Annotated in this window: 17 protein-coding genes; 7 read left to right on the top strand and 10 right to left on the bottom strand. The window is 64.4% G+C overall.

The window, feature by feature from the left end; genetic code table 11:
• Nucleotides 1-4: 4 nt before the first annotated feature.
• The 4 genes from V3587_RS12930 to dnaK are packed head-to-tail and all read right to left on the bottom strand — an operon-like array spanning nucleotide 5 to nucleotide 4,053.
• Nucleotides 5-415, bottom strand: a complete 411-nt coding sequence (locus V3587_RS12930) for a heat shock protein transcriptional repressor HspR (RefSeq protein ID WP_003944355.1) — start codon at nucleotides 413-415, stop codon at nucleotides 5-7.
• A complete protein-coding gene (dnaJ, locus tag V3587_RS12925) occupies nucleotides 412-1,584 on the bottom strand; it encodes a molecular chaperone DnaJ (RefSeq protein WP_283376842.1) in 1,173 nt (390 codons plus the stop codon). The genes V3587_RS12930 and dnaJ overlap by 4 nt, the downstream gene beginning before the upstream one ends.
• A gap of 22 nt (nucleotides 1,585-1,606) precedes the next feature.
• Nucleotides 1,607-2,203 (bottom strand): nucleotide exchange factor GrpE, encoded by a 597-nt coding sequence (gene grpE, locus V3587_RS12920; protein ID WP_095972475.1) that lies wholly within the window; start codon nucleotides 2,201-2,203, stop codon nucleotides 1,607-1,609.
• Nucleotides 2,200-4,053 (bottom strand): molecular chaperone DnaK, encoded by a 1,854-nt coding sequence (dnaK, locus tag V3587_RS12915; RefSeq protein WP_003944365.1) that lies wholly within the window; start codon nucleotides 4,051-4,053, stop codon nucleotides 2,200-2,202. The genes grpE and dnaK overlap by 4 nt, the downstream gene beginning before the upstream one ends.
• 262 nt (nucleotides 4,054-4,315) lie before the next feature.
• Between dnaK and V3587_RS12910 the strand changes: the two genes are divergently transcribed.
• Together V3587_RS12910 and V3587_RS12905 are read left to right on the top strand one after the other, a co-directional pair.
• Nucleotides 4,316-4,891 carry a hypothetical protein gene (locus tag V3587_RS12910; protein WP_253253001.1) on the top strand — a complete coding sequence of 192 codons (576 nt, stop codon included), beginning with the start codon at nucleotides 4,316-4,318 and terminating at the stop codon, nucleotides 4,889-4,891.
• Nucleotides 4,888-5,892, top strand: a complete 1,005-nt coding sequence (locus V3587_RS12905) for a TIGR03617 family F420-dependent LLM class oxidoreductase (protein WP_283376843.1) — start codon at nucleotides 4,888-4,890, stop codon at nucleotides 5,890-5,892. The genes V3587_RS12910 and V3587_RS12905 overlap by 4 nt, the downstream gene beginning before the upstream one ends.
• A gap of 33 nt (nucleotides 5,893-5,925) precedes the next feature.
• Here V3587_RS12905 and V3587_RS12900 read toward each other — a convergent pair whose 3' ends face one another.
• The 6 genes from V3587_RS12900 to V3587_RS12875 form a co-directional block, all read right to left on the bottom strand.
• Nucleotides 5,926-6,999 carry a hypothetical protein gene (locus V3587_RS12900; RefSeq protein WP_283376844.1) on the bottom strand — a complete coding sequence of 358 codons (1,074 nt, stop codon included), beginning with the start codon at nucleotides 6,997-6,999 and terminating at the stop codon, nucleotides 5,926-5,928.
• 29 nt (nucleotides 7,000-7,028) lie between these two features.
• Nucleotides 7,029-7,673, bottom strand: a complete 645-nt coding sequence (locus V3587_RS12895) for an FMN-dependent NADH-azoreductase (RefSeq protein ID WP_283376845.1) — start codon at nucleotides 7,671-7,673, stop codon at nucleotides 7,029-7,031.
• 23 nt (nucleotides 7,674-7,696) lie between these two features.
• Nucleotides 7,697-9,280 (bottom strand): MFS transporter, encoded by a 1,584-nt coding sequence (locus tag V3587_RS12890; protein ID WP_124567339.1) that lies wholly within the window; start codon nucleotides 9,278-9,280, stop codon nucleotides 7,697-7,699.
• 104 nt (nucleotides 9,281-9,384) lie between these two features.
• Complete coding sequence (locus V3587_RS12885; RefSeq protein ID WP_095972479.1) at nucleotides 9,385-10,869, bottom strand: dynamin family protein; 1,485 nt, start codon at nucleotides 10,867-10,869, stop codon at nucleotides 9,385-9,387.
• Complete coding sequence (locus V3587_RS12880) at nucleotides 10,866-12,734, bottom strand: dynamin family protein (protein ID WP_283376846.1); 1,869 nt, start codon at nucleotides 12,732-12,734, stop codon at nucleotides 10,866-10,868. The genes V3587_RS12885 and V3587_RS12880 overlap by 4 nt, the downstream gene beginning before the upstream one ends.
• A gap of 123 nt (nucleotides 12,735-12,857) precedes the next feature.
• Nucleotides 12,858-15,143, bottom strand: a complete 2,286-nt coding sequence (locus V3587_RS12875; protein ID WP_283376847.1) for an IniB N-terminal domain-containing protein — start codon at nucleotides 15,141-15,143, stop codon at nucleotides 12,858-12,860.
• 334 nt (nucleotides 15,144-15,477) lie between these two features.
• On the opposite strand from V3587_RS12875, the gene V3587_RS12870 reads away from it, so the two are divergent.
• The 5 genes from V3587_RS12870 to V3587_RS12850 all read left to right on the top strand — a co-directional run bounded on the left by V3587_RS12870 (nucleotide 15,478) and on the right by V3587_RS12850 (nucleotide 23,993).
• Nucleotides 15,478-17,211, top strand: a complete 1,734-nt coding sequence (locus V3587_RS12870) for an Hsp70 family protein (RefSeq protein WP_283376848.1) — start codon at nucleotides 15,478-15,480, stop codon at nucleotides 17,209-17,211.
• A gap of 14 nt (nucleotides 17,212-17,225) precedes the next feature.
• Nucleotides 17,226-19,661, top strand: a complete 2,436-nt coding sequence (locus tag V3587_RS12865) for a LuxR C-terminal-related transcriptional regulator (protein ID WP_283376849.1) — start codon at nucleotides 17,226-17,228, stop codon at nucleotides 19,659-19,661.
• A gap of 111 nt (nucleotides 19,662-19,772) precedes the next feature.
• The gene (locus V3587_RS12860; protein ID WP_283376850.1) at nucleotides 19,773-21,017 is read left to right on the top strand and encodes a hypothetical protein; all 1,245 of its coding nucleotides are present in this window, start codon (nucleotides 19,773-19,775) and stop codon (nucleotides 21,015-21,017) included.
• 100 nt (nucleotides 21,018-21,117) lie between these two features.
• Complete coding sequence (locus V3587_RS12855; RefSeq protein ID WP_283376851.1) at nucleotides 21,118-22,458, top strand: S1 family peptidase; 1,341 nt, start codon at nucleotides 21,118-21,120, stop codon at nucleotides 22,456-22,458.
• A 224-nt stretch (nucleotides 22,459-22,682) separates the two neighbouring features.
• Nucleotides 22,683-23,993 (top strand): S1 family peptidase, encoded by a 1,311-nt coding sequence (locus V3587_RS12850; RefSeq protein ID WP_095972486.1) that lies wholly within the window; start codon nucleotides 22,683-22,685, stop codon nucleotides 23,991-23,993.
• Nucleotides 23,994-24,005 lie beyond the last annotated feature (12 nt).

Below are 24,005 nucleotides of genomic sequence, written 5' to 3'. Positions count from 1 at the left end.
CCGACTACCGCTGGTTGCGGGGTTTCCAGACCACCAACGCGTTGTTGCGCGGAATCGGAACGAGGTCCCGGCGGTAGCCCGCATGGACTTTCGCGATCTCCTCGGCCAATTCGCGGACGCGATGCTGCAAAGCCTCGACCTGGTTGGTCAGTTCGATGATCCGTTTGATTCCGGCAAGGTTGACGCCCTCGTCCTGCGAAAGCCGTTGCACCTCACGAAGAAGCGCAACATCACGCGGGGAGTAGCGTCGTCCTCCACCAGTGGTTCGGTGGGGGGTGACCAAACCGAGTCGATCGTAGTTACGCAAGGTCTGCGCATGCATTCCGGCCAACTCGGCTGCCACCGAGATCACGAAGATCTGGGCGTCAGGATCGACCGTCGCATCCCATTGATTCTGCGGTCGTTCGGTCATCATGCACCGGCCCACCCGGCCCGTGGATCGAACCCGCTCGCCTTCTCGGCTTCGAGATAGGTCTTCAGCGCTTCGATCGCCGGGTCGTCCAACTTCTGCGGGACGGATACCTTGACGGTGACCAGAAGATCACCAGCACCATCGGGACGCTTGGGGATACCGCGTCCGCGAACTCGCAGAATGCGTCCGTCCACCGTCCCGGCCGGAACCTTCACCCCGACACGGCCCTCCAGGGTCGGCACGGACAGTGTCGTGCCGAGCACCAGTTCGCCGTAGCTCACCGGAACCGTCAGAGTCAGGTCGTCACCGTTGCGGCCGAAGACGCTGTCGGGCTTGACGCGAATGTTGACGAACAGGTCACCGGCCGGTGCTCCGCGGAGGCCCGCTTCGCCCTTGCCCTTGAGCCTGATCTTCTGACCGTCACTCACGCCGGCGGGCACGCGAACCGTGATGGTCCGTGTCCGGTTGGTGACGCCGCTACCGTGGCAGTCCTCGCACGGCGAGTCGATGATCGAGCCGGTTCCCCGGCAATCGTCGCACGGCTCACTGAATCCGAAGGCGCCCTGGTTCCGGCTGACAACGCCGGTTCCGTTGCAATGCGGGCACACTCGCGGGCTGGTGCCTGGCTTCGCGCCGCTGCCGTGGCACGTAGTGCACGACGTCGGACTTGTCAGACGAAGTGGGACGGTGACACCGAGCGCTGCTTCACGGAAGGCGAGCGTCGTCTCGGTCTCGAGATCCTTGCCTCGACGCGGGCGGTTGGGTGCGGCTGTGCGCTGGCCCGCTCCCCCGCGGTTGAACAATCCGCCGAAGATGTCGCCGAGGCCCGAGTCCTGCGCGCCGGCACCGCTGCCGAACAGATCGTTGATGTCGAAACCGCCGGCGCCGGGGTTGAATCCGCCGCCGCCTTGAGCGCGGGGGCCGAAGCCTCCGCTGGCAAAGAGGCGCCTGGCCTCGTCGTACTCCTTGCGCTTGTCCGGATCGGACAGAACGGCATGAGCTTCACTGACGGACTTGAAACGCTCTTCGGCCTTCGCATCGTCAGGGTTGGCGTCGGGATGAAGATCCCGAGCCAGCTTGCGATACGCCTTCTTGATTTCGTCGGCCGTCGCGGTGGACGAGACGCCCAGCTCCTTGTAGAAGTCCTTCTCGATCCACTCCCGTTGACTCACTGGGCGTCTCCTCCTCTCACTCTTACTTCGCTTCTTGTTCTGAACCGTCTGCAGGCTTGTCGCCTACCCGGTCCGTCACGGCCACCATCGCGGTCCGAAGGACCCGGTCGCCGAGCTTGTAACCCTTGCGCATGACCGTCCCGAGTACGGGGTCGTGGCCTTCGCCTTCATGCTGCACCGCTTCGTGGAGTGCGGGATCGAAATCGTCACCCTCGTTACCGAAGTCGGTCAAACCCAGACCCGTCAGGGTCGTGTTGAGCTTGTCCGCGAGTGCACGCAGTGGACCCGATTCGAGGTCACCGTGTGCCCGAGCGCGATCCAGGTCGTCGAGGATTCCGATGAGTTCGGTGATGACCGAAGCCCGCGCGGTTTCCTTGATGACCTGCTTGTCACGCTCGACGCGACGACGGTAGTTGGTGAACTCCGCCTGAAGTCGCTGCAGATCCGCAGTTCGTTCGGCGAGCTGATCGGTGGCGGATGCTTCCTCCACGATCGACTCTGCTTCCTGAACCACCCCTGTGTCTTCCGAGTCGAGCGGCGGCAGGGATTCCCCCGCCGCCTCTCCCTGTGCACCGGTCTCGGGGTCGACCGGGTTGTTCTCGGGGTTGTCCGAGGTCACTTCTTGTCCGAGTCGGTGGGCTCGTCGACAACCTCGGCGTCGACGACGTCGTCGTCATTGCCTGCGCCGTCGGTGTTTCCGGCCTCGTTCGCAGCGGAAGCCTCGTAGATGGCCTGGCCCAGAGCCTGCGACTCGGTGCCCAGCTTCTCCACTGCGGTCTTCACTGCAGCGATGTCGGTGCCTGCCAGGGCGTCGTTGACGTCCTTGACCGCTGCCTCGACCTTGGTCAGGATCTCCTCGGATACCTTGCCCGCGTTCTCACCTTCACGCTGCTCCTTGACGAACTTCTCCGTCTGGTGGACCAGCGACTCGGCCTGGTTGCGAACCTCTGCCTCTTCGCGACGGGCCTTGTCTTCCTCGGCGTGAGCCTCGGCGTCCTTGACCATGCGCTCGATCTCTTCCTTGGACAGACCGGAGCCGTCCTGGATCTTGATCGTGTTTTCCTTGCCGGTGCCCTTGTCCTTCGCCGTCACGTGCACGATGCCGTTGGCGTCGATGTCGAAGGTGACCTCGATCTGCGGAACGCCACGCGGGGCGGGCGGCAGATCGGTGAGCTCGAAGGAACCGAGCAGCTTGTTGTGCGAAGCGATTTCGCGCTCACCCTGGAAGACCTGGATCTGCACCGAAGGCTGATTGTCGTCAGCGGTGGTGAAGGTTTCGGAACGCTTCGTGGGGATCGTGGTGTTGCGCTCGATGAGCTTGGTCATCACGCCACCCTTGGTTTCGATACCGAGGGAAAGCGGCGTGACGTCGAGGAGCAGAACGTCCTTGACCTCACCCTTGAGCACGCCGGCCTGGAGTGCGGCGCCGACTGCGACGACCTCGTCCGGGTTGACGCCCTTGTTGGGCTCACGGCCACCGGTCAGTTCACGAACCAGATCGGAGACGGCCGGCATACGGGTGGAGCCACCGACGAGCACGACATGGTCGATGTCCTTGACGGCGATTCCGCTGTCCTTGATCACTGCCTGGAACGGCGCACGAGTGCGATCGAGCAGGTCCGAGGTGATCTTCTGGAACTCGCTGCGGGTGAGCTGCTCGTCCAGGAAGAGCGGGTTCTTGTCCGCGTCGACCGTGATGTACGGGAGGTTGATGGAGGTGCTCTGCGAGCTGGAGAGCTCGATCTTCGCCTTCTCCGCAGCCTCACGCAGACGCTGCAGCGCCATCTTGTCCTTGGTCAGATCGATGCCGTTCTGAGCCTTGAACTTGTCGACCAGCCAAGCGACGACGCGCTCGTCCCAGTCGTCGCCACCGAGGTGGTTGTCACCGGAGGTTGCGCGAACCTCGACGACGCCGTCGCCGATTTCGAGCAAGGAGACGTCGAAGGTGCCGCCACCGAGGTCGAAGACCAGAATGGTCTGCTCGGTGTCACCCTTGTCCAGTCCGTATGCCAGTGCAGCCGCGGTGGGCTCGTTGACGATACGAAGGACGTTGAGGCCGGCGATCTGGCCGGCTTCCTTGGTTGCCTGACGCTGTGCGTCCTCGAAGTACGCGGGGACGGTGATGACGGCGTCGGTGATGTCTTCGCCGAGGTAAGCCTCCGCGTCACGCTTGAGCTTCATGAGCGTGCGGGCGCTGATTTCCTGCGGCGTGTACTTCTTGCCGTCGATTTCCACGTTCCAGTCAGTGCCGATGTGGCGCTTGACGGAGCGGAGGGTGCGGTCGACGTTCGTGACTGCCTGGTTCTTCGCGGGCTGACCGACGAGAACCTCGCCGTTCTTGGCAAATGCGACCACCGAGGGGGTGGTACGTGAGCCTTCGGCGTTGGCGACCACTACGGGCTCGCCGCCCTCCAGCACTGCAACTACCGAGTTGGTCGTACCGAGATCGATACCGACTGCACGAGCCATAGTGTTCCTACCTTTCGTTCTGCGGTTCTCTGCCCGAGTGGTTGATCTCGAACATGACCGCGAGTTTTTCGCTTGGTGAGCGTCCTCCGCTCAAGTTTGCCTCCGACCGTAGCCGGGAGTCAACTCGAAGTTGAGCCGAGGGCGCTCAAGCTTGTCGAAATGGTCAACTACAGCCCACGTAGATTTGTTCCCGCCTTCCCCGAAAAGCCGAAAAAGTGTGCCACATCACTTCCAGATCTGTACGAATGGCTACGATCGGCCGGTGACCGATCCCGACAATCCTCCCGTTCGACCTGCTCGACCGGCGCCGGCGCGCCCAGCCCCCGAGCGACCCGACGTCTCGGTTCGGCCGCTCCGACCTGCAGCGAACGACGAGACGCCCAAAGCCGTGACGTTGTCTACTTCCGCCTGGATCGGCTCGTTCGTAGTCCTGGCCGGTATCGCCGGAGTGGTAGTCACCAGTCTCGACGACGTCCGGTCAGCCCTCGAGGAATCGACTGCGCGCGACAATCCCGGATACTCGTCCACCGACATCTCCGATGCCGTGACGGTCGTCCTGGTGGGCAGCGGCGGCGGCGCTCTCGTCCTGGTCCTGCTCGCACTCATGAGCCTTCAACTCCTCCGTGCCCGCAAGAACGCCGGGCGGGCGATGACGGCGATCGTGGGAGTCGTGAGCATCGCGGCCGGACTCGGCTTCATGTCTCTGGTCGACGGCGCTGCGGATATCGGCGCTGGAGTTCTGAGATGGGGTCCGATTCTCTACTGCGTCCTTGTCGCAGTGGCGGCGATCGCTCCGTTCACTCCCGGTGTCAGCACCTGGCTGCGAGTACGCCGATGAAGGTTCACGTACAACTCGACTCCGCGCCGGGCGCGGGCGCTGCTCGCAGCCGTGAACTCGCGGAGACCGGCGCCGGCGGCCTGTTCACCTTCGAGGGACCACACGACGTGTTCTTCCCACTCGTCGAAGCGGCACCGGCCGTCGACCTCGACCTGATGACCAACGTCGCCATCGCGTTCCCCCGCAGTCCCATGCATCTGGCGCATTCGGCCAACGACCTGCAGTTGCTCAGTCGCGGGCACTTTCGCCTGGGTCTCGGATCGCAGATCAAACCGCACATCGAAAAACGCTACAGCGCAACGTGGTCGCGTCCAGCGGCCCGCATGAAGGAGACGGTCGCCGCGGTCAAGGCGATCTTCACGGCATGGGAGAACACCTCGACGCTGAACTTCCGCGGCGAGTTCTACACCCACACTCTGATGCCACCGACGTTCGATCCCGGCCCCAATCCCTATGGGCCGCCGCCCATCCTGATGGGGGCACTCGGGCCGGTGATGACCCGAACGGCGGCGGAGGTGGCCGACGGACTACTGGTCATGCCGTTCCACACACACCGCCATTTCCTCGAACGAACACTTCCGGCCGTCGATGCCGGTCTTCGTGAATCTGGCCGCACCCGAGAAGAATTCACGATCATCCCGCAGGTCATCGTCGGCGTCGGCCGCGGCGACGAACAACTCGCCGCGGCTGCACGAGGCGTCCGAGCCCTGCTCTCGTTCTACGGTTCGACGCCCGCATACCGTCCGGTGCTCGACGTCGAAGGGTGGGGCGAGGTCCAACCGGAACTCAATGCCCTGTCCAAGCGAGGCGGCTACGCCGACATGGCATCACTGATCACCGATCCGATGCTGACCACGCTCGCCGTCGTCGGCACCCCCGAAGAGTGTGCGGCCGAGATTCGGCGGCGGTTCGGCGAGCATGCCGACGAGGTGTGCTGCTACTTCCCCGGTTACGACGCAGAACCGGCCGACGTGGCGTCGCTGATCTCGGACCTGAGGTAATTGCGAACTCAGATAGGCAGGCCTACAGGCAAATTACTCGAAATCGAATGATTCCGACAGCTGCTGAAGAGTAAACGGTTGCCGCAATTTGGCAACCACGTTCTGATTCGCGAACATTCCCTTCTCCCAGACCGCTTGCTCACGGGGCCGAGCATCGAGCCAACGCACACGAACCAGGTATTCGCTCAGTTCCTCGTCGTCTGCGTTCTCGCCCAAGCTATTCGCGCGCACGGGACACTCGAGTAGAGGAATCGACTTTCCTTCTATCTCCACATTGAAATCAGCCACCCTGACGGCTGGTTCTTCGACAACGCCGACACCGACGTATCCCGTCGAGGGTATCTCTGCCCACACGCGCGCGCCTTCAAAAAGCTTGAACATAGCTTTTCTATATTTGTCCCCCTGACCCGCTGACACATACCCGTACTCCCGCATGTCGTCCCAGTTGCGGTGCCGACCCTCCCCAATCGCCACGAAGAAATCCACACCGTTCCACGTTGGCTGCTTCTTGTTTCCCGCGCCTGCCTGTGGGAGATCGAGAGCCGGGTCCGACATCCAAGACCGGGCGAGGTATTCGCGATCCTCGTCGAACAAGTACTCAAAAAACAGGACGTTGATCGGGACGCCATAGCCCCGGACATACTCGACGATCTGCTCAGTACTCGAATCAAGACCAGTAGCCACGATCACGAGATGATGATCGTTGTTCACTACTTCAGGCACTTCGGATTCGAACCGATCAATGAATGCCGAAGCAAAATCTTCACCAGGGTGATTCTTTTCAAATAAGTCACTCACGGCTTCGAAGGACAGGTCACGCACCCAGAAACCGTATTCCAGTGCCTGAGCGACGACGTCGCGTGGAGTTCGGTCCTTCTTCAGTTCGATTACGTATAGGTCTCCTTCCGCGTCGATGGCGAGGAGATCGATCCGTTTGGCAAAATCCGTCATCACTTGTGGGCCGATGACCAGCAGATCACCGAGGCCGAGTATCTCGATGCGACTTTCGATAATCTTTTCGAGCCGAGCCTCGGACTCGATTACTCGGGGTGGCACGCGCAGGACATCGGTTCCGTCAACACGCCACAATCCGAATTTTACAGGCATCGCGACAGAGTATCCGGTCGACCGAGAACTCAGGCACCCAAGGTACGGGCCAGCTCGGTCAACGATTCCCGGGCAGCGCGCAGGCTTTCGTCACCCTGCTCGATCAGAGGTGCCATCGCCGGAATACGGTGCGCCAACGTCAGTTCCGCGGTGATGACGGAGACATCCATTCCCATCGACACCCCGAGCACCTGCACGAGTGGCGGGACGGTGTGATCGTTGGCCTCGTTCCCCGAACCCGGCCCATAGGTGTTCCCACGGCTGGACACGATCACCACCGGCTTACCGGCCAGCGGCTGAGTGCGCGTGTCGAAAGGCACCGTCGTCCCCAGGACGTGTACGTAATCGATCCATGCCTTCAACGTGGACGGGATCGACCAGTTGTACATCGGTGCACCGATCACGACTACGTCCGCAGCGATGAGTTGCTCGATGATCCGAGCCTGCAGTGCTTCCGCGGCGGGATCCGGAATCTCCCCATCGACTCGCAAGCGTGGTGCGTAGTGCAGGGCCGCATCCGCGAGGTGCGGCAACGGATCCCGATGCAGGTCCACCGTCACCGTCGTGTGATCCGGGCTGTTCTTCGACCACTGCCGAGCGAACAGGGCAGTCAGATCACGCGAGGTCGAGTTGTGGAGTTCGGCAGACGAATCGATGTGAAGTAGCTGTGGCATTCCTCATCACTACCAGAGCGCGCTCAACTCTTCTCCGCGGCGAGATCGGATTCTGCCGCGTACTGCGCCAGCAGAACACGTTCGCGCTCGCGATGCGGATAGAAGAACGTCACCACCGCGGCCCCGGCGCACACGATGATGATCGCCGCGATGTAGGCGTTTGTATCCCCGTCCAGGAAGGCGTTTTTGGCGGCGGTCATGATTTGGTCCGCGTATTGCGGGTAGCGTTCCGCCAGAACTTCGGCGCTGGAGAAAGATTTGGTGAGCGCGGCCTGAGTTTCGGGAGTCACCTCCGATGCGTTCGGTGATGACGAGATCGCATTACCCAACGATTTTGCGTACCCGGCCGTGAGTATTCCGCCGAGAATCGACTGCATGATGGCCCCGCCCAGGTCGCGTTGCAGGTCCGACGTTCCCGACGCCATACCCGCGCGATGCACGGGAACGGATCCGGTCAGCGAACGAGATGCCGGTGTGCCGGCCAGGCCGACGCCGATGCCGACCAGTGCGTAGGCCAGCGCGACCTGCCAGTACTGCGTGCTTTCGTTCCACAGGAACAGCGCGACGAACAACCCCAGAACGACGAACAAGTAGCCGGAGAGCAGCGTGACGCGGGCGCCGTACTTTTCGATCATGGTCGCCGAGCGCGGCGCAACGATCACCATCGCCAGCGCAGCCGGAATGATCGCCGCACCGGCTGCCAGCGTCGAGTAGCCGAGGACGTTCTGCAGGAACTGCTGGCCGATGAACATCGCACCCATGAGCGAACCGAACACGACCAAACCGCCCACCGCCGCGACCCAGAAGGTCGGGCGCGCGGCTACGTGAAGATCGAACAGCGGATTGACCGCGCGTCGCTGTTGCAGGAAGAACCCGATACCCGCGACGACCGCTATTGCCCCGAGCACCAGAGCCAACGTGCCCGAACCCTTCACCGGCGCGAAGTTGATGGACAACACCAGCGCCCCGATGAAGACGATCGACACTGTGCCGCCGAGGTGATCGACCCGCTCGGTCGTCTCGTTGACGTGAGCGGGCACCAACACCAGCGAACAGATCAGGGCCACGAGAGCCAACGGAAGGGTGACGAAGAAGACCGAACCCCAGTGAAACTGCTCGAGCAGCGCCCCCGAGACGATCGGACCGAGTGCTGAAATCGCGCCACCGATTGCCGACCACATGGCAATCGCCTTGGTTCGTGCCGGCCCGGCCCACAGCGCCGTGATGATCGCCAGCGTCGTCGGGAATGCCAGACCTGCCGACACGCCCCCGACTATCCGAGCGAGGAACAGCACTTCGAAGTTCCCGGCGAATCCCGCCACGATCGACGCCGGAATGGACAGCGCCATACCGGTGACCAGCAACATCTTGCGGCCGTATCGGTCTCCCAAGGCCCCCAGGTAAAGCACCGTTCCGGCCAGGCCGAGCGAGTACCCGACCGCGATCAGGTTCAGTTGCGTCTGGCTGGCGTCGAAGGCCCGCCCGATGTCCGGCAGCGCGACATTCGCGACCGAGAGGTTGAGGTTCGCAACCGCAGCGACCAGGATGAGCGTCCCCAGGACGAGGGTGGCTCGATCCGGTGAAGCGGACTTGATGTCACTCGCCATGCGCGTGCTCCCATCGAGGTGGGACCCGGACCTGGGAGTTATGCCCGGATCATCCCGAACTCAAGATAGAACCCTCTCCAAGCGCTCGTACAGTGAACGGGTCCCTATTCGGGCACAATTTCAGCCAAGACGCCCTCGGCGCTGCGGGCAGCAACCAGGCAGGCGCGCGAGGTAAACCTGTCGAAGAGCGGATGCCTGGACAACTCGCGCCATCGCCGGACAGCAGCGGTAGCCCGCGCACGCTGCACCTCCGGCGATTCTTCCGGTTCGCAGCCCAGACGATCACTGGCCCGGATTCCGTAGCCACCGATCAGTCTTTGCAGTTGTGCCAGGTCGTCGGGTGGCAGATCCGTGTGTACCGAACGAAGTCGCCCGAGCAGTCGAAGTTCGTGGAAACCGTGAACGTCGGCGAGCAACCGTTGTGCCTCTGCCGCGATCTGATCGCCTTCCTCACTCGGATCGGCTTCGAGGATCCGGCCCAACGTCACCAGAGCGGTGTGCGATTTCAGTTGATCCGCGCGCTGCCCGAATTGAACGTCGATCACCTGACGCAGTTCGTCCAATCCGCTTCGCTCCAACAATTCCGCGGCCAGGGACGGGGAATCAGTGGCGCCCAGCTTGATCGACGTCACGGCGAGACGAATTCCGAAGAGCCCGAACCGATCGGCCAACTGCGCGCGCATGGCCGCGTCGACCGGAAGCGGACTGTCCTGCCTGGCAAAACGGTCCGCGGAGAGCAGCGCAAGGCTCAGATCCTCGGCCGGAACCTGCGCGAGCGCCGAGAAGGCCGCGAACTCACTCTGCCGCATCGTCCGAGCAGCGAGGGCGAGCAAACCTGCCACCGGAACCACCGACTGGCACAGGCCGGTTCGCTCCAACTCCTCGGCAAATCGTGCCGCGACGTCCTTCGCCGAGGACAACGCGTCGAGTCGGCCTGCGCCGACCTCGTCAGCGCGCGAGAGAACACCGATCACTCCGAGCGGGCCGGATTCTCCGCCGACATGATCAGCGATCTTCCCGAGGAACTGCATGTCGCTGGCGTTCAGGGCGCGCAGCAGATAGACCACTGCATCCGCGCCCGGTGCCCCGCCGTCGGGAACAAGCATGTCCCACGTTCTGGCCGAAACCTCGGTCGAGAGCGACGAGGTACCAGGGGTGTCGATGATCGTCGTGCGAGCCAATGCCGAAGACGGCCAGTCGACGTCGATGCGGTCCACCGAGTCTGCGGTGTACTCCCCCAGATCGAACGTGAGCCTGCCGTCGCGGCGCGTCACCGGCACGTTGAACTCGGCACCGTTCTCGGCCGTCGCGGTCACCTGCGGCGTTGTCCCGTTCCGATACCAGGTGACGACGCGCGTGCATTCGGTCGCGTCGGTCGGCGCTATATCCTGTCCGACAAGCGAATTGAGCAGCGTCGACTTACCCGCCTTGAGGGAGCCGGCGAGCGCCACTCGGAGTGGCTCGTCGAGCCTGGCTGCACATTCTTCCAACTGGGCTCGCGTCTGCGGCTGGTCCGCGTAGACCCGTCTGGCGTGGTCGATCAGTGCGTGTGCCGACTCCACGGCGGTCAGAGCAGTCGCGGCATTCATGCGTTGGTCACCTTTGCCGAAGCAGGAGCGGGAGTTTCGCCGATCAGCGTTGCGGCAACGGCATCAAGCTCTGCGACGACGCGCATGTCGGTCTCCAGACGCTTGATACGAGCTGCATGTTCACTCGACTCCAACTGCGCGGCTTCCTGCGTGGCGCGGAGGGATTCGTTGATCGAGCGCAGCGCCTGCTCGGCGATGTCGGTGAAATGATCCCGCAGAAGCCGCTGCACCAGGCGGAGGCGATCCTTCGACTCCTTGCCCACCTGGAAGCTGACGTCGTCGGCAAACCGTCGGATAGCCGCTTTCGCCTCGGCCCGACGCTTGAGCACCTGCGCTTGCTTGTCTTCGCGATAAGCCTTGGTACCCAGCAGAACCCCGGCTCCGATCGAGATCGGGTTGACCAGTGCCATGCCCATCATCGTGGTGATCAAGCCGAACATCAGGACGCCGCCGTACGAGCCGCGCATGCCGACCAGGACCTTCTGAGTGATCCCGATTCGGCCGGATTCGAGGTCCGACAGCGCGCCAACCGGTTCCAGGAAACCGTCGGTGTCGGCAACGTCGAGATGCGGGAGCGCGACGTCGCCGGTCTCCGCAAAGTGCTGCGCCACAACCTCTGCCAACCATTGAGCTCGATCGTGAGCCCACACGAAGTTGTCTCCGATAGCGGTGGCAATCTCCTGTTCGAGCCACTCCCCTACTACGTCCCAGTCCTTACCGGGATCGCCTTCGTCGACAGTCTCCTCGGCCTGGCGGGTGACCCGGCGCAACCGGTCCCGGAGGTCGTGATCGATGTCGGCGGCGAGGTCTGCAATGCCGTCGCCGAGGCTCTGTTGCCAGAGTGAGGTCTTCTTGTGCAGTTCCTCGGCCGCTGCTCGAGCACGCTGCAGGCCGGCGACCGCTGCCTGAGCTGTCGACGGATCCTTCAACGCCGCAAGCTCACTGCCCATCTCCAACGTCAGATGCGCTGCCGCGGAACGGACGTCCATCGCAACGGCGCGTCGAGTGTTCGACTCGGCACGCGCAACGACGTTGTCCCGCAAGAACTGATAGAGGTCCAAAAATCCGGATTCCGCTTCGAGTTCCTTGTCCCCCAGCCTCAGAGCGTGCGACCGCAGTACCGAGGAGATCGGAATGAGCGGCAGGTCCAACCCGGCTCGCTGGAGATGTCCGCGATCGGCGTCGAGGATCTGCCGCCAGTGCGGGTACAGATCGGTCTTGCTGATCAACCCGGCTACCGCAGGACACAGATTGACGACCTGGCGGATGAATCCCAGCTCCGGTTCGGTGAACTCCTGGCTGGAGTCCGACAGAACCAACACTGCATCGGCCGCAGTGATCAATCCCAATGTTCCTGCAGCATGAGGATTTCCATGACCACCGACACCGGGGGTGTCGATCAGAACCAAACCGTCGGCCAACAGAGGACTGGGAACACCCACTTCCACACGCAGAACTTCACGCCCTTCGGCGCGAGGCGTGGCCGGCGTGATCCCCATCAGTTCTTCGAGTGGGAGGGGCACCCGAATGGGCGCCGCACCCGGATCGGCGAGAATCAGTTCGGCGACCGCGTTCTCCGCGTGCTGAACGACCGTCGCCACGGCAGTGGTCTCGTCGTCACCGACCGAGCACACGTCGATGCCGAGCAGAGAATTGACGAACTGGCTCTTGCCCTGCTTGAGGGGTCCGACCACCACGATACGAATACGCGGATCATTGACTCTGACCTGAGCATTCTCGAGTCGGCGCACCAGATCCGTTCGCCCGAAATCCTTCGCCACGACTGCTGTTCGTTCGAGCAACGACGCCGTCGACGACGCGACGCGCGCCTTCCGACTGCTTACCTGACTCGCTGAATCACTCATGAGCTTCGTTGACCCGCAATTCTTCCCGACTCGAATATCCGGCCCTGCGAACGCATAGCGCGCGCAGGGCCGGATTTGTTACATCAGGTCATTTTGACCGATTTCAGTTCCTGCGTCAGCAGATCAGGGATGCAGGTGATCGACAACCGCAACCGGGTCGATGTGATCGACCGGCGCTGCAACCGAATCCTCGGCGAAGAGCGAGTGCCCGGTATCGGCGCTCAGTCCCGAATCGGAGCCCGAACCGAAAGCATCGGTCGCATCGATCGACGACCACGGGTTCAGCGCACCGGTCAACGAACTCGTCAGGTCGGACACTCCGCTGACTGCTCCACCGAGTGATCCACCCAGGTCAGCGCCGCCGCCGCCGCCAACGGTACCGCCACCGTCGACGGTGCCACCAGCAGCCGCGGCTGCGTCGGCACCGATCGAACCCGTCACGTCGGTAGCTGCTCCGACAGCCCCGCCGAGCGATCCACCGAGGTCGGTGACGCCGTTCAGTGCTGCGCCGAGCGACCCTCCCAAACCGGCTGCCGCGTTCGTGGCTGCGTCGAGACCTGCGGTTGCGTCGAGACCTGCTGTTGCGTCCAGAGCACCGCCCACCGTCGCTCCGAGATCGCCGGTCACAGCGCCGAGGTTCAGTCCGTCCGCCGCGATACCTCCGAGGTCGACGGAAGGCAGTTCAGCGGAGATCGGGCCAAGGTTCACTGCGCCGAGGTCGACGGAAGGCAGGTCGGCGCCGATCGAACCGGTGTCGATTCCGCCGAGGTTCAGTGCCGTGTCCAGCGCTCCACCGAGTGCACCTTCGGCACCGAGAACGCTGTCGAGTGAGCCCCCCAGTCCGAGGCCGGCGCCCAGCGCACCGTCCAGCGCGCCGGTGAGGTCCGTGCCCACGGAACCGACAGCACCCAAGCCACCTGCACCTGCGAGAGCGGTGTCGAGAGCCGCAGCCACACCGGCGGCCAAGCCTGCTTCGCCGCCCAGGCCGAGTGCACCACCGAGGTCGATTCCGGTAAGTCCACCTGCGCCCAGCGCCGCGTCGAGTGCGCCGCCGAGTCCACCTGCGAGCCCGGCATCGACGCCGAGCGCTGAACCGAGGACGCCTTCGAGAGCCGTCGACAGATTCGCGCCGCCGCCCAGAGCCGCTGCGAGGTCTGCTCCGAGACCGCCTTCGATGTCGAGTGCTCCCCCGAGCAATCCGCCCAGTGCGCCGCCCAGGTCGGCTCCGACCGTTCCGCCGGCGCCGAGGGCACCGGAGAGTGCTGCGCTGAGCTGAGCGCCGAGGTCCGCGCCGCCGCCGAGTACGGCGTCAAGGTCGAGTCCTCCGCCGAGGCCCAGTGCTGCGTCGAGTGCGCCGCCGAGTGCAGTTTCCAATCCGCCACCGACGCCGAGTGCGCCGCCGAGCGCGCCGCTCAGGGCAGCACCGAGGTCGAGGCCGCCTGCGATATCGGTGAGGACGCTGACATCCGTGATCGCTCCGAGGACGCCGCCGAGCGATGCACCCAGATCGGCGCCGATCGTGCCGCCGGCTCCCAGGACACCGGAGAGCGCGCCGGACAATGCCGTGCTGAGGTCGCCCGTCAGAGCGCCGGCCAGATCCAGGCCGCCGCCGAGGGCAAGGGCGGATTCCAGAGCGCCGGTCAGGCTCGCCCCCAGTTCGCCGCCGATGTCGAGAAGACCACTGAGGTCTGCTGCGCCGCCGAGGAGTCCACCGAGAGCCAGTCCGAGATCGGCTCCGAGATCGCCACCGATGGCGAAGACGGGTGCGAGAGCTCCGCTGAGCCCTGCCGTCAGGTCGAGTCCGCCGACCGCGCCGATCGCGGCGTCGAGGGCTGCTCCCAGTTCCGCGGTCAGGCCGCCGGTCACCCCGAGGGCACCGCTCAGAGCCGCGCTGAGCTGTCCGCCCAGATCGAGAGCTCCCTCGAGATCGAGTGCACCACCCAGACCGAGACCGGCTTCGATGACAGCGCCGAAGGCTGCACCGAGGTCGGCACTGATCTCGCCGCCGATGGCAAGCGCAGCACTGAGGGCTGCTGCGAAGTCGCCGACCAGGTCGAACTGGCCGCCGAGGGCTCCTCCGACTCCGAGGCCCGCGCCGGCGCCGAGACCCAGGCTGCCGCCCAGACCGCCACCGAGACCACCGGTGAGGCCGCCGCCGATTCCGAGTCCGCCGCCGATCGCACCGGCAGCGGACGCGCCGGCGTTGACGATCGCGGACAGGTCGGCGCCGCCACCGGCAAAGAGGCCGGACTCGGCGACCAGCGGAGCGACCGCGACGATGTCGGCGGGGCTGACGTCGCACAGACCGGCAGCATTGAGGGCCGCAGTCGGGTTGGCGCAGTAGTTGGCAGCTGCCTCGTCGTCACGAAGTAGCCCGAGGATGAATTCGAGTACGGCGTTCGTTGCCATGGCGGGTTCTCCTGAAGTTCGTTGACCGGGTTGTTGCCGGTGGGTTGTTGCCGGTGATCCGGAAACTGGTGCGCTGCCAGAGGTAGCGAGTGGAATCAACGCTAAGAACTTTTGCGGTGGGGGCCAACGGGGTGCACCCCCCTCATCTGCAGGGGCGGACGGGGAAGTCCCCTATGGGCTACGCCCGGTCGGATTAGGGGATTTGCCCCGATTAGGGGATCGGCCCCCTACTTCTTCGCGACGCCTCCGATCCGGTAACGATCTTGGTCCTGAAACCGACATCGCAAACAACCGCGACAGTCCTTCTGTCGCCCACGACCAGGGGAGTTCGTTCATGGCGGCAGGGCTCGGCATCAGCATCGGTTCGGCCACTCTCGTAGCTGTCACTGACGGCTCGACCGGTGAAACGCAACAGGTCCGCTTACCCAGTGCACTGCAATTGGACGACGGATCCGTCATCACCGGATTTGTCGAGCGCGTCGGCGACCCCATTCCGATACTTGCCGCCGACGGTACCGAGTACCGTGGCGAGGCTCTCGCGGCAACAGCGGTAGGCGCGCTCGTGGGCCAGGCGGACGGCGATGAAGGGACAACCGTTGTCCTGGCTCACCCGGTGGCGTGGAACCGCCACACAACACGCACCATGGAGTCCGCGCTGGACGATGCCGGTGTTCACGGGGCTACTCTCGTCGCCGAACCTGCGGCCGTCATGGCGTGGCTCGCCGCTTCCGGAACCGCTGTCAACGACGGTCTGACCGTCGTCTACGACCTCGGCGCTCGCTCGCTCGACGTCACGATGATGTCCACGACCGGCGGACGGAGCGAAATCTTCGGAAAGCCACTGCGCAGCGAGGACATCGGCGGCGACGAATTCGATCACCTCGTCACCGTGCACCTGCTCGATGCGGTTTCCGACCACTTCGCAACCCTTGATCCCTTTGCTCCCGAGACGATTGCCGCGCTGGAAACTCTGCGCGAGAATGCCCGCGCAGCCAAGGAGGAGCTTTCCACCGAGACGGAAACCGTTGCTCGAGTGGCGCTTCCCGGCGCCCTGAGCGACATCCGACTCGTCCGTTCCGAGCTCGAGGATCTGATCCGGCCCGCCCTCACCGAATCGGTGGCTTTGGTGCGTGAAAGCCTGCGATCTGCCGGCGTCGAGTCCAGTGACGTAAATCAGGTTGTTCTGGCCGGAGGAAGCTCGTCCATTCCCCTAGTCGCCGAACTGTTGTCTGCGGAGCTTCGTGTCCCGGTGATCGCCGACGCCGATCCAGCGTCGTGCGCGGCGTCCGGCGCCGCGGCCCTCGCACTCGACGCCAGAGACTCGCACGTGCCGGCCGCCGCCACTGCAGTGATTCCCGTCGAGCCGTCGCGCAAGCCCGCACCGGTTCCCACCTTCTCCACGCCGTTGATTGCCGAGCCGACCGAAGAAGAGAACACGGCGACTCGACGCTCGTCGAGAGTGGGTGTCGTTGCTGCAGTGGTGGGAGCATTCATCGTGCTCGCCGCAGGCGGACTCGGAATCGGAACAGCCATGGACAAGATCAACATTCCGTCCAGTTCGGCGAACACCACCAACGAGTCCACCTCGTCCACCGCTTCGACCACACCGGGCTCTACTCCCGGCAGCACCACGGCAGCCGAAGCAGCAGGCACCGGATCCACGACTGCGAACAACGGTACTCAGAACAATCAGCCCGGATCTCCTGCTGCCGCAGCGGGTTCGACGACGGCGCCAGGGGCAGTGCCGGTTGCCGGCGCACCGGCTGGATCCGCGCCCGCACCGGGCGAGACCGCTCAGTCGGCGCCTGCACCTGCCGCACCCGGCGCCCCGGCTCCCGCACCAGCCCCCGCCCCCGGCCCGGCACCCGCGCCCGCGCCCGCCCCGGGAGCAGGCGTCGGAACCGGTATCGGTGATGCTGCGACCGGCATCGGCAACGGAGTCGGCGGTCTGGTCGACGGCGTCGGGAACGGAGTCGGCGGCGTGGTCGGAGGCCTCGGTAACGTCGTCGGTGGTGTCGGCAACGTGGTCGGTGGTGTCGTCGGCGGCGTCACCGCGCCGATCCGCTGACCGGACGGCTTTCGATGAACCGTGACAGCGGCGCCGAATCGTCCTACATCGCGGGACTTTTGCGCGGCATCGACCTGACTGCATCGCCACTGCGCCTGTTCGTCACCGGGACCGACGCCAGCGCTCGACCCCAAGTGACGAGAGCGGTGCGGAAGAGAATCGAATCGGGTGACAAGCCCGTGGTCACCGCAGTCACGCTTGACGCCCCGGTCGATGCGATCGTGGTGATCGCGGACGCGCAGGCTCTGACCTCCGACGAAATCCGCGCCCTGAACGAACTGGTTCACCGTGACGACCTCGGAGTTGTCATCGCCTCCGATCGGATCGATCCTCCACTCGCACCGATCTATTCGAACATCTCGAGTTTCGGCACCGTCCTTCATCTGAACCCGTTGAACCAATCCGACATTCGGAAGATCGCCGCAGAGCGAAGAGTTCCGCTCGACGACCGTGCCGTGCTGGCGCTCGAGCACCTTGCCGGTGGTTCCTTCGGGGCCGTCGAAGCGTATTTCGCCGCCGCCTCGGCGGGCCGCCCGGAAATGGCGACAGCCGTACGCACACACATCCTCCATCAGGTCACAGCTCTGCATCCGATCGAGCGGGAGATCCTCGAGGTTTCACTCGCCGTCCCGGACATCGACGCCTTCGAACTCGATCTGGGACAGGAGAAGTTCAGCCTCACAGCGGCATTCGACCGAGCACTGGCGACCGGCCTTTTCGGTTCCCGATCACCTCTCGTCGCAAGCGTGCTGGCCGAGTCGACCAGCACCGCGCGCATCCGCAGCGAGCTGATCAGAATCGTCGAATCACGCGCGCACGCGCGAACTCTCGACGTCGACACCGCGCGAAAACTTTTCGACTCCGGCATCCGCCACCGCGACCTCGCGGCCGTACTACGAGACGCAGTCGACGGCAGCACACCGGCGGTCGCGGCAGATCTCCTCCGTCGCCTGAATTCGATCGAGGCTCTCGGCCTGGCCGACACGCTTCTGTACGCCCAGGTCTCGGCTCGAAGTGGTGACCTCGACACCGCTTGCCGCCTGGCCGATTCCGTCATCGCCGAACCCGATCCCGGCAACGCGCAACTGGCGGCGGCGGTACGAATCCGCGCAGCTTCATCCGCGGCGTGCGGCCAACTCGGCGCCGCTGCAGATCTCTACACCTGGCTCGGTCCGGAGCGCACCGGAACCGAATCCCCCTTCGCCGCAATCACCTTCCTCGGCATCGGCAAGGTCGACGACGCGAACGCAGCACTGACCGGAATCACCGGATCACCGTCGAGTTCCACGGTCGGCGCTGCGACCCTGGCCAATGGGCTGATGCAGTCGGTGACGGGAGTCGCACCGACTGCGCTCAACACGATGTCGCGCGCGCTCTCGCTCCCCGGCGGAGCAGACACATCTGCATTCCAGCCGGATTCCGCCCCGGCACTGGTAGCTCTTGCACTCCTGCACAACGGCGCCCACGAACGGGCCGCCACTGTCGTCTCGGCCGCGATCGCCGCCGTCGACGCAAGCAGCCACACGTGGGCACGGCTCCACATCCTTCGCGCCTGGATCGCGATGGTCCGCGGGCAGGACGCGGTCCTCGAGGGCCTTCCGGACGAGGTGGTCCGCGGCCCCCTCCGCGAGCGCGACTCACTGTTTCTACACGCGCTGATCGTCGGCCTCGCTCGTCGCACCGGCGATCTCGCTCAGTTACGTCGAGCTTGGTCGGGCGCGGCCGGCGCCCTCTCTTCGTGCAGCGTAGATCTCTTCAATCTCCTCCCCGTCGGTGAACTGTGGCTTGCCGCAGTGCGACTCGACGAGACCGAGCAGGTCGAGCATCTGGTCGACGACGCGCGCTCGCTCCTGCGCGCACTCGGTGAGCCGCCGCTGTGGTCTTCGCCGCTTCATTGGTACGGCGTCCAGGCATCGATCCTCGCGCAGTCACCCGCCGACCTCCTTCCGCATGCGCACGCACTCGCGGAATCAGCCAAAACCCACACGTACGCAGCCGGTTTGGCGACCGCAGGCCGCCAGTGGCTCCTCCTCCTCCAGGGCAGCGTCGACGCCGACGATGTCGAAGCCGCGGCGCGGACGCTGAGTCGGATCGGACTCCCCTGGGACGCAGCCCGCCTCGCCGGCGAAGCAGCGCTCCGCACACCGGACACCAAATCGGCGACGGCATTGCTCCACGTCGCGCGCTCGCTACGCACAGCGTCGACGGCCGAGACGAACGGAACCGATTCGGCCGACAATGCGGCGCCACCGTCGGTACTGACCGAGCGCGAACAAGAAGTTGCCGAACTCGTCGTCGTCGGCCTGACGTACCGGGAAATCGGCGAACGTCTCTACATCTCCGCCAAAACCGTCGAGCACCATGTCGCACGCATCAAGCGTCGCGTCGGCGCGCAGTCTCGTTCGGAACTGCTCACCATCCTTCGTAGCATGACACCGGCGAACAAATAGTTAGCTGAATATTGTCCGGACGGTTGCATTTATCCGTTCAAGTGATAGTTTTCACAGGAATCAGGGCATACATACCGAGCAAAGTTCGGTAACTGTGAAACGGGGATCGCTATGAAGTGGGGAGTCGGACTCGCCGTCGGCAACAAACAAAGCATTGCCGCGATCGCGAAACCCGACTCGGCACCAATGATCCTCGAACGCGAATCGGTGCTGCACCACGCTCCTGACGGCACCGTGCAGCTAGGTGGAACCGCGACAGGATCCGCCGGCTTGCGGGGGTTCCTCGACAGGGTCGGAACTGACGATACCGACAACTTCTCCGAGCACATGACCCGAGGAGAGGAACTCGTAGCGACAGCGATGTATTGCCTGGTCAAGGAGGTCCGGACACTCACTGAACAGAGTCCGAACATCTCCGCGGTGATCCCGGCTGGCTGGTCGAACGATTCTGTCGCCGCGCTACGTGACGCACTCGACAGTATGGATCTCGACGGCGTCGACCTGATTCCGGAAGAGGAAGCCTCCGCGGCTTGGCTCGCGGATCCGGAGGCCGCCGACAGAGCAGCTCGCGGAGCAGCAGCGTTGGCCGCGCCTTTCGCGATCGCCCCTACCCAACCCGAACCCGAACCAACCGACCTGGCCGAGCCGGAGGGAGTCCCCGAGGAGTTTCCACCGTTCGTCCTGATCGAGCCGGAGCCGGAAAGTGACGCAAAGGTCCCGGTCGCGAAAGCACCGAGCGTCGACGGCTGGCTGAATCGTCAGTGGCAGCCGGAGCGCCGACCGATCATCGTTGCAGCAGTCGCCGCAGTCTTTCTGACGCTGTCGGGTTCCGCGGCAGCGCTCGTCATCTGGCACACGTCGACGGTTCCGGCGCCTCGGATTCTCGACGCACAATCTCCCTTGTCCCCCGGCACCACGCCTGACACCGCACCGAGCCCGTCCGGCGGGGCATCGCAGTCAGCGACCTCGCTCCCGTCTCAGGTACCCGCGCTCGGAGTACGACCGACGACGCCGTGGTCACCCGAACCGGAATCGCTCTCGCCCGACCCCTTGCCGACATCCGAGATTCCGAGCGTCGGCGTCGAAAAATCGCCGACGGGCACCGCGACCGTGCAGCAAGGTTCGCCGATCACCGTGCAGATCCCCCCACTTCGGATCGAGAATCTACCGCCGGCGGTCGGACCGCTGGATCCGGTTACCCCGGACAACCCCACCGCGACCGACCCCACGAATACACAGTCGACGCCGACACAGCCCTCCAACCCGACCGACACAACCGATCCGGTGGTTCCGAATCCCGACATGCCCGTCATGCCCGTGGCCCCGAGACCCGGAATGCCAAGTCAGCCAGAATAATTCAGCTGTCCGAGCGGAGGCGCACATTCGTTGTCGGAACTTTTCCCCTATGGTGGGTGCGGTACCTACCGGCTCGGTGCCGGGGACTTGAAGGGATTTCATGCGTAACTCGTTGGCGATCCGCACCGCTGTGGTCGGCGCCTCGGCACTACTGCTCGCAGCTCCATTCATCGCGACGGCATCGGCAGAGCCCGCCTCCGATACGCAGGTCGAACAGCTCGAAGCCGATCAGCTTCCGGCTGAGTTGGTCGAGGCGATCGCACGCGATCTGAAGATCTCCCCACAGGAGTATCTGGACCGCGCCGCCAAGGCTCAGGAACTCGGCGCATACGCCCAGGAGTTCAAGTCCGAGCGCCCTGGCGACTACGCCGGCTCGTGGATGGGACTCGACGGTCAGCCCGTCGTAGCCGTCACCACCACCGAAGCTGCTCGCATCGCCGCCGACGACGGTTACCGCACGCACGTCGCCCCTGTCTCCGCCGACACCCTCGAGAAGACGCTGGCCGACGTCAACGGTTGGATTGCCGGGCTGCCCAAGGAAATCTCACGCGCAGTCAATTCGGCGACGATCGACGTCTTGAACAACCAGGTCGTCATCGACGTCGCGAACAGCCCTGTCGGGCAGGCGCTCAATCTTCCGACCCTGCTCGAGAACACCAAGATCGTTCTCAGCCCGGACGGTGGCGGATCGGTCGAGCCCGGAGCACTCGGCGGCGACACCTACATCACGTCGACTGGCCCCATTCGTGAGACGCCGACCGAGAACATCTCGGTCTGCTCGTTCGGGTTCAACGCCGTCGACGATCAGAACAATGCACTCAATATCAGTGCCGGACACTGCAATCCGGCCGAGGGCTCGAAGTCACCGGTCTACCTGCCGAACCACGCGAACGTCGACGACAGTCAGTTGATCGGCGCGTTCTCACAGTCTTCCGTCGGCAACAACTCCGGCGATCTCGATTACTCGGTCATCAAGTTCGACCAGTCGGGTATCGACGCAGGCCTCGACCGCGCTGCCGTCCGCGGCGCCAACGGGACCACCCTCGCCATCACCGGAACAGCACGTCCCGTGATCGGCGCTCCCATCTGCAAGTCCGGTCAGACGTCCTCGTTCACCTGTGGCGTCGTGGCAGCCGATCGCGTCGAAACACAACTGGTCATGGCCGACGGTGATTCACGAACCGTCCGCGGATTCGCCGGTACCGCGTGCACCCTCGCCGGGGACAGCGGCGGCGCCATCGTCTCCGGAACCTTGGCGCTGGGTATCACCAGCGGCTCCAACAGCAGCGGCGCACCGAGTTGCAACGAGGCGAACCTGGTACTGGCAACCTCCGGTGGAACCTCGAACCTGGGTATTCCGGTCGGAGACATCCTCGATGCGGCAGATCGCGCATCCGGTGGCGGTGTCGGTTCCGGTATCCGCGTTCGCACTGCCGGTTGACCAACCCCTGATTCACGCTCTGTGCCCGCCGATCTGTTCTCGATCGGCGGGCACAGTGCTGTTATCGGTCGGGATCAGCGCTGTGTGCTCATGTAACGGGTGGGAATAGCGCGTTCGAACCCATATAGTCATGGTCGACTGTGATCGGCTCACCACAAGTCCGTGAGCCGTATCCGTGTGCTCCCAGGGGGGTGGTACGCGGTCAACGAAGTGGAAAGGCCCTCATGCGAAGCTCCATCGCACGTCGTGCCGCAGTGTTCGGTTCGGCCGCGCTGCTGCTCCTCGGACCGATTACCGCGGTCGCGAACGCAGAACCGAACGAATCCGGAGTATCCGACCAGGCAGCCCATCTGCCCGTCGAACTCGCCGACGCTCTACAGCACGACTTGGCGCTGACGCCCGACCAGTTCGTCTCGCGTTCCGAACTCGCACAGAAGCTCGCGGAGTTCGCCGCCATCGCGCGCGTCCAGTTCCCCGACTCCTTTGCCGGCGTGTGGCTCGACGACCTCGGCAAGGGCGTCGTCGCTCTCGCTGACGGTCGCGACAAGGACGCCGCCCGCGAGGCCGCCGAAAAGGCCGGCTTCGAGGTCAAGGACGTCGCGCAGAGCGAGCAGGCTCTGCAGAGTCAGCTCTCGGCACTCAACTCGTGGCTCGATTCGCAGCCTGCCGAGGTCGCGGACCTCGTGCGTGGCATCGCCGTCGACGTGGTCGGCAACGGAGTTGCCCTCACGGCCGATCCGGCCGCCGGCATCGAATTGCCTGAGTTCCTGAAGCGGACCGTTGTGCACACCGCTGCTCCGCTGCTGGTTCCCCCGATCGTCGCGGACCTCATCCCCGCAACCGGATCCGCAACCGGCGACGCCGCACTGGGCGGAGACGCCTTCGGCGCGACCTCAGGCAACACCGGACTGCGTTGTTCATTCGGCTTCAACGGCACCGACGGTTCCGGACGCACGGTCAACATCAGCGCCGGCCACTGCGATCCCAACCGCGCCGCTGCCGGTACCTCGAACTCGAGCCAGGTCTTCCCGATGGTGAACAACCAGACCGGGCCCCGCGTCGGATACTTCGCCAAGAGCAGCTTCGACGGGCGCGACTACTCGATCATCAACATCGACGACAACGCGAAGTACCGCTTCGAGAACAACAGCGTTCGGGTTCCGTTCAACCGTTCGGTCAACATCACCGGTACCGCCGATCCCGTAGTGGGCGCCCCGGTCTGCAAGGCCGGATCGACCACGGGCTTCAGCTGCGGCGTCGTCACCGGCGTCAACCGCGTCGCCAAGGTTTTGGATCACACCCTCGACAACGGCTTCACCACCAACATCTGCGTCCTGCAGGGTGACAGCGGTGGTCCCATCGTCTCCGGAACATTGGCCGTCGGCATCACGAGTGCGTCCAATGTCGCCACCTCTCCCCTGTGCGAGATCGCTCAGGCCGAGACATTGTTCGGGCAAGAAGCACCCACGCAGTATGCGACGCCGATCAACGACATCCTCGCTGCCAATCCGGGCCTGAAGGTTCGCGACTACTGATCGCACGCATTC

Source organism: Rhodococcus sp. IEGM 1306 (assembly GCF_036541985.1).
GTDB classification, from domain to species: Bacteria; Actinomycetota; Actinomycetes; order Mycobacteriales; family Mycobacteriaceae; genus Rhodococcus_F; species Rhodococcus_F qingshengii.
Note: the sequence above shows the minus strand (reverse complement) of the source record. Positions and strands in the feature narration are given on the sequence as shown.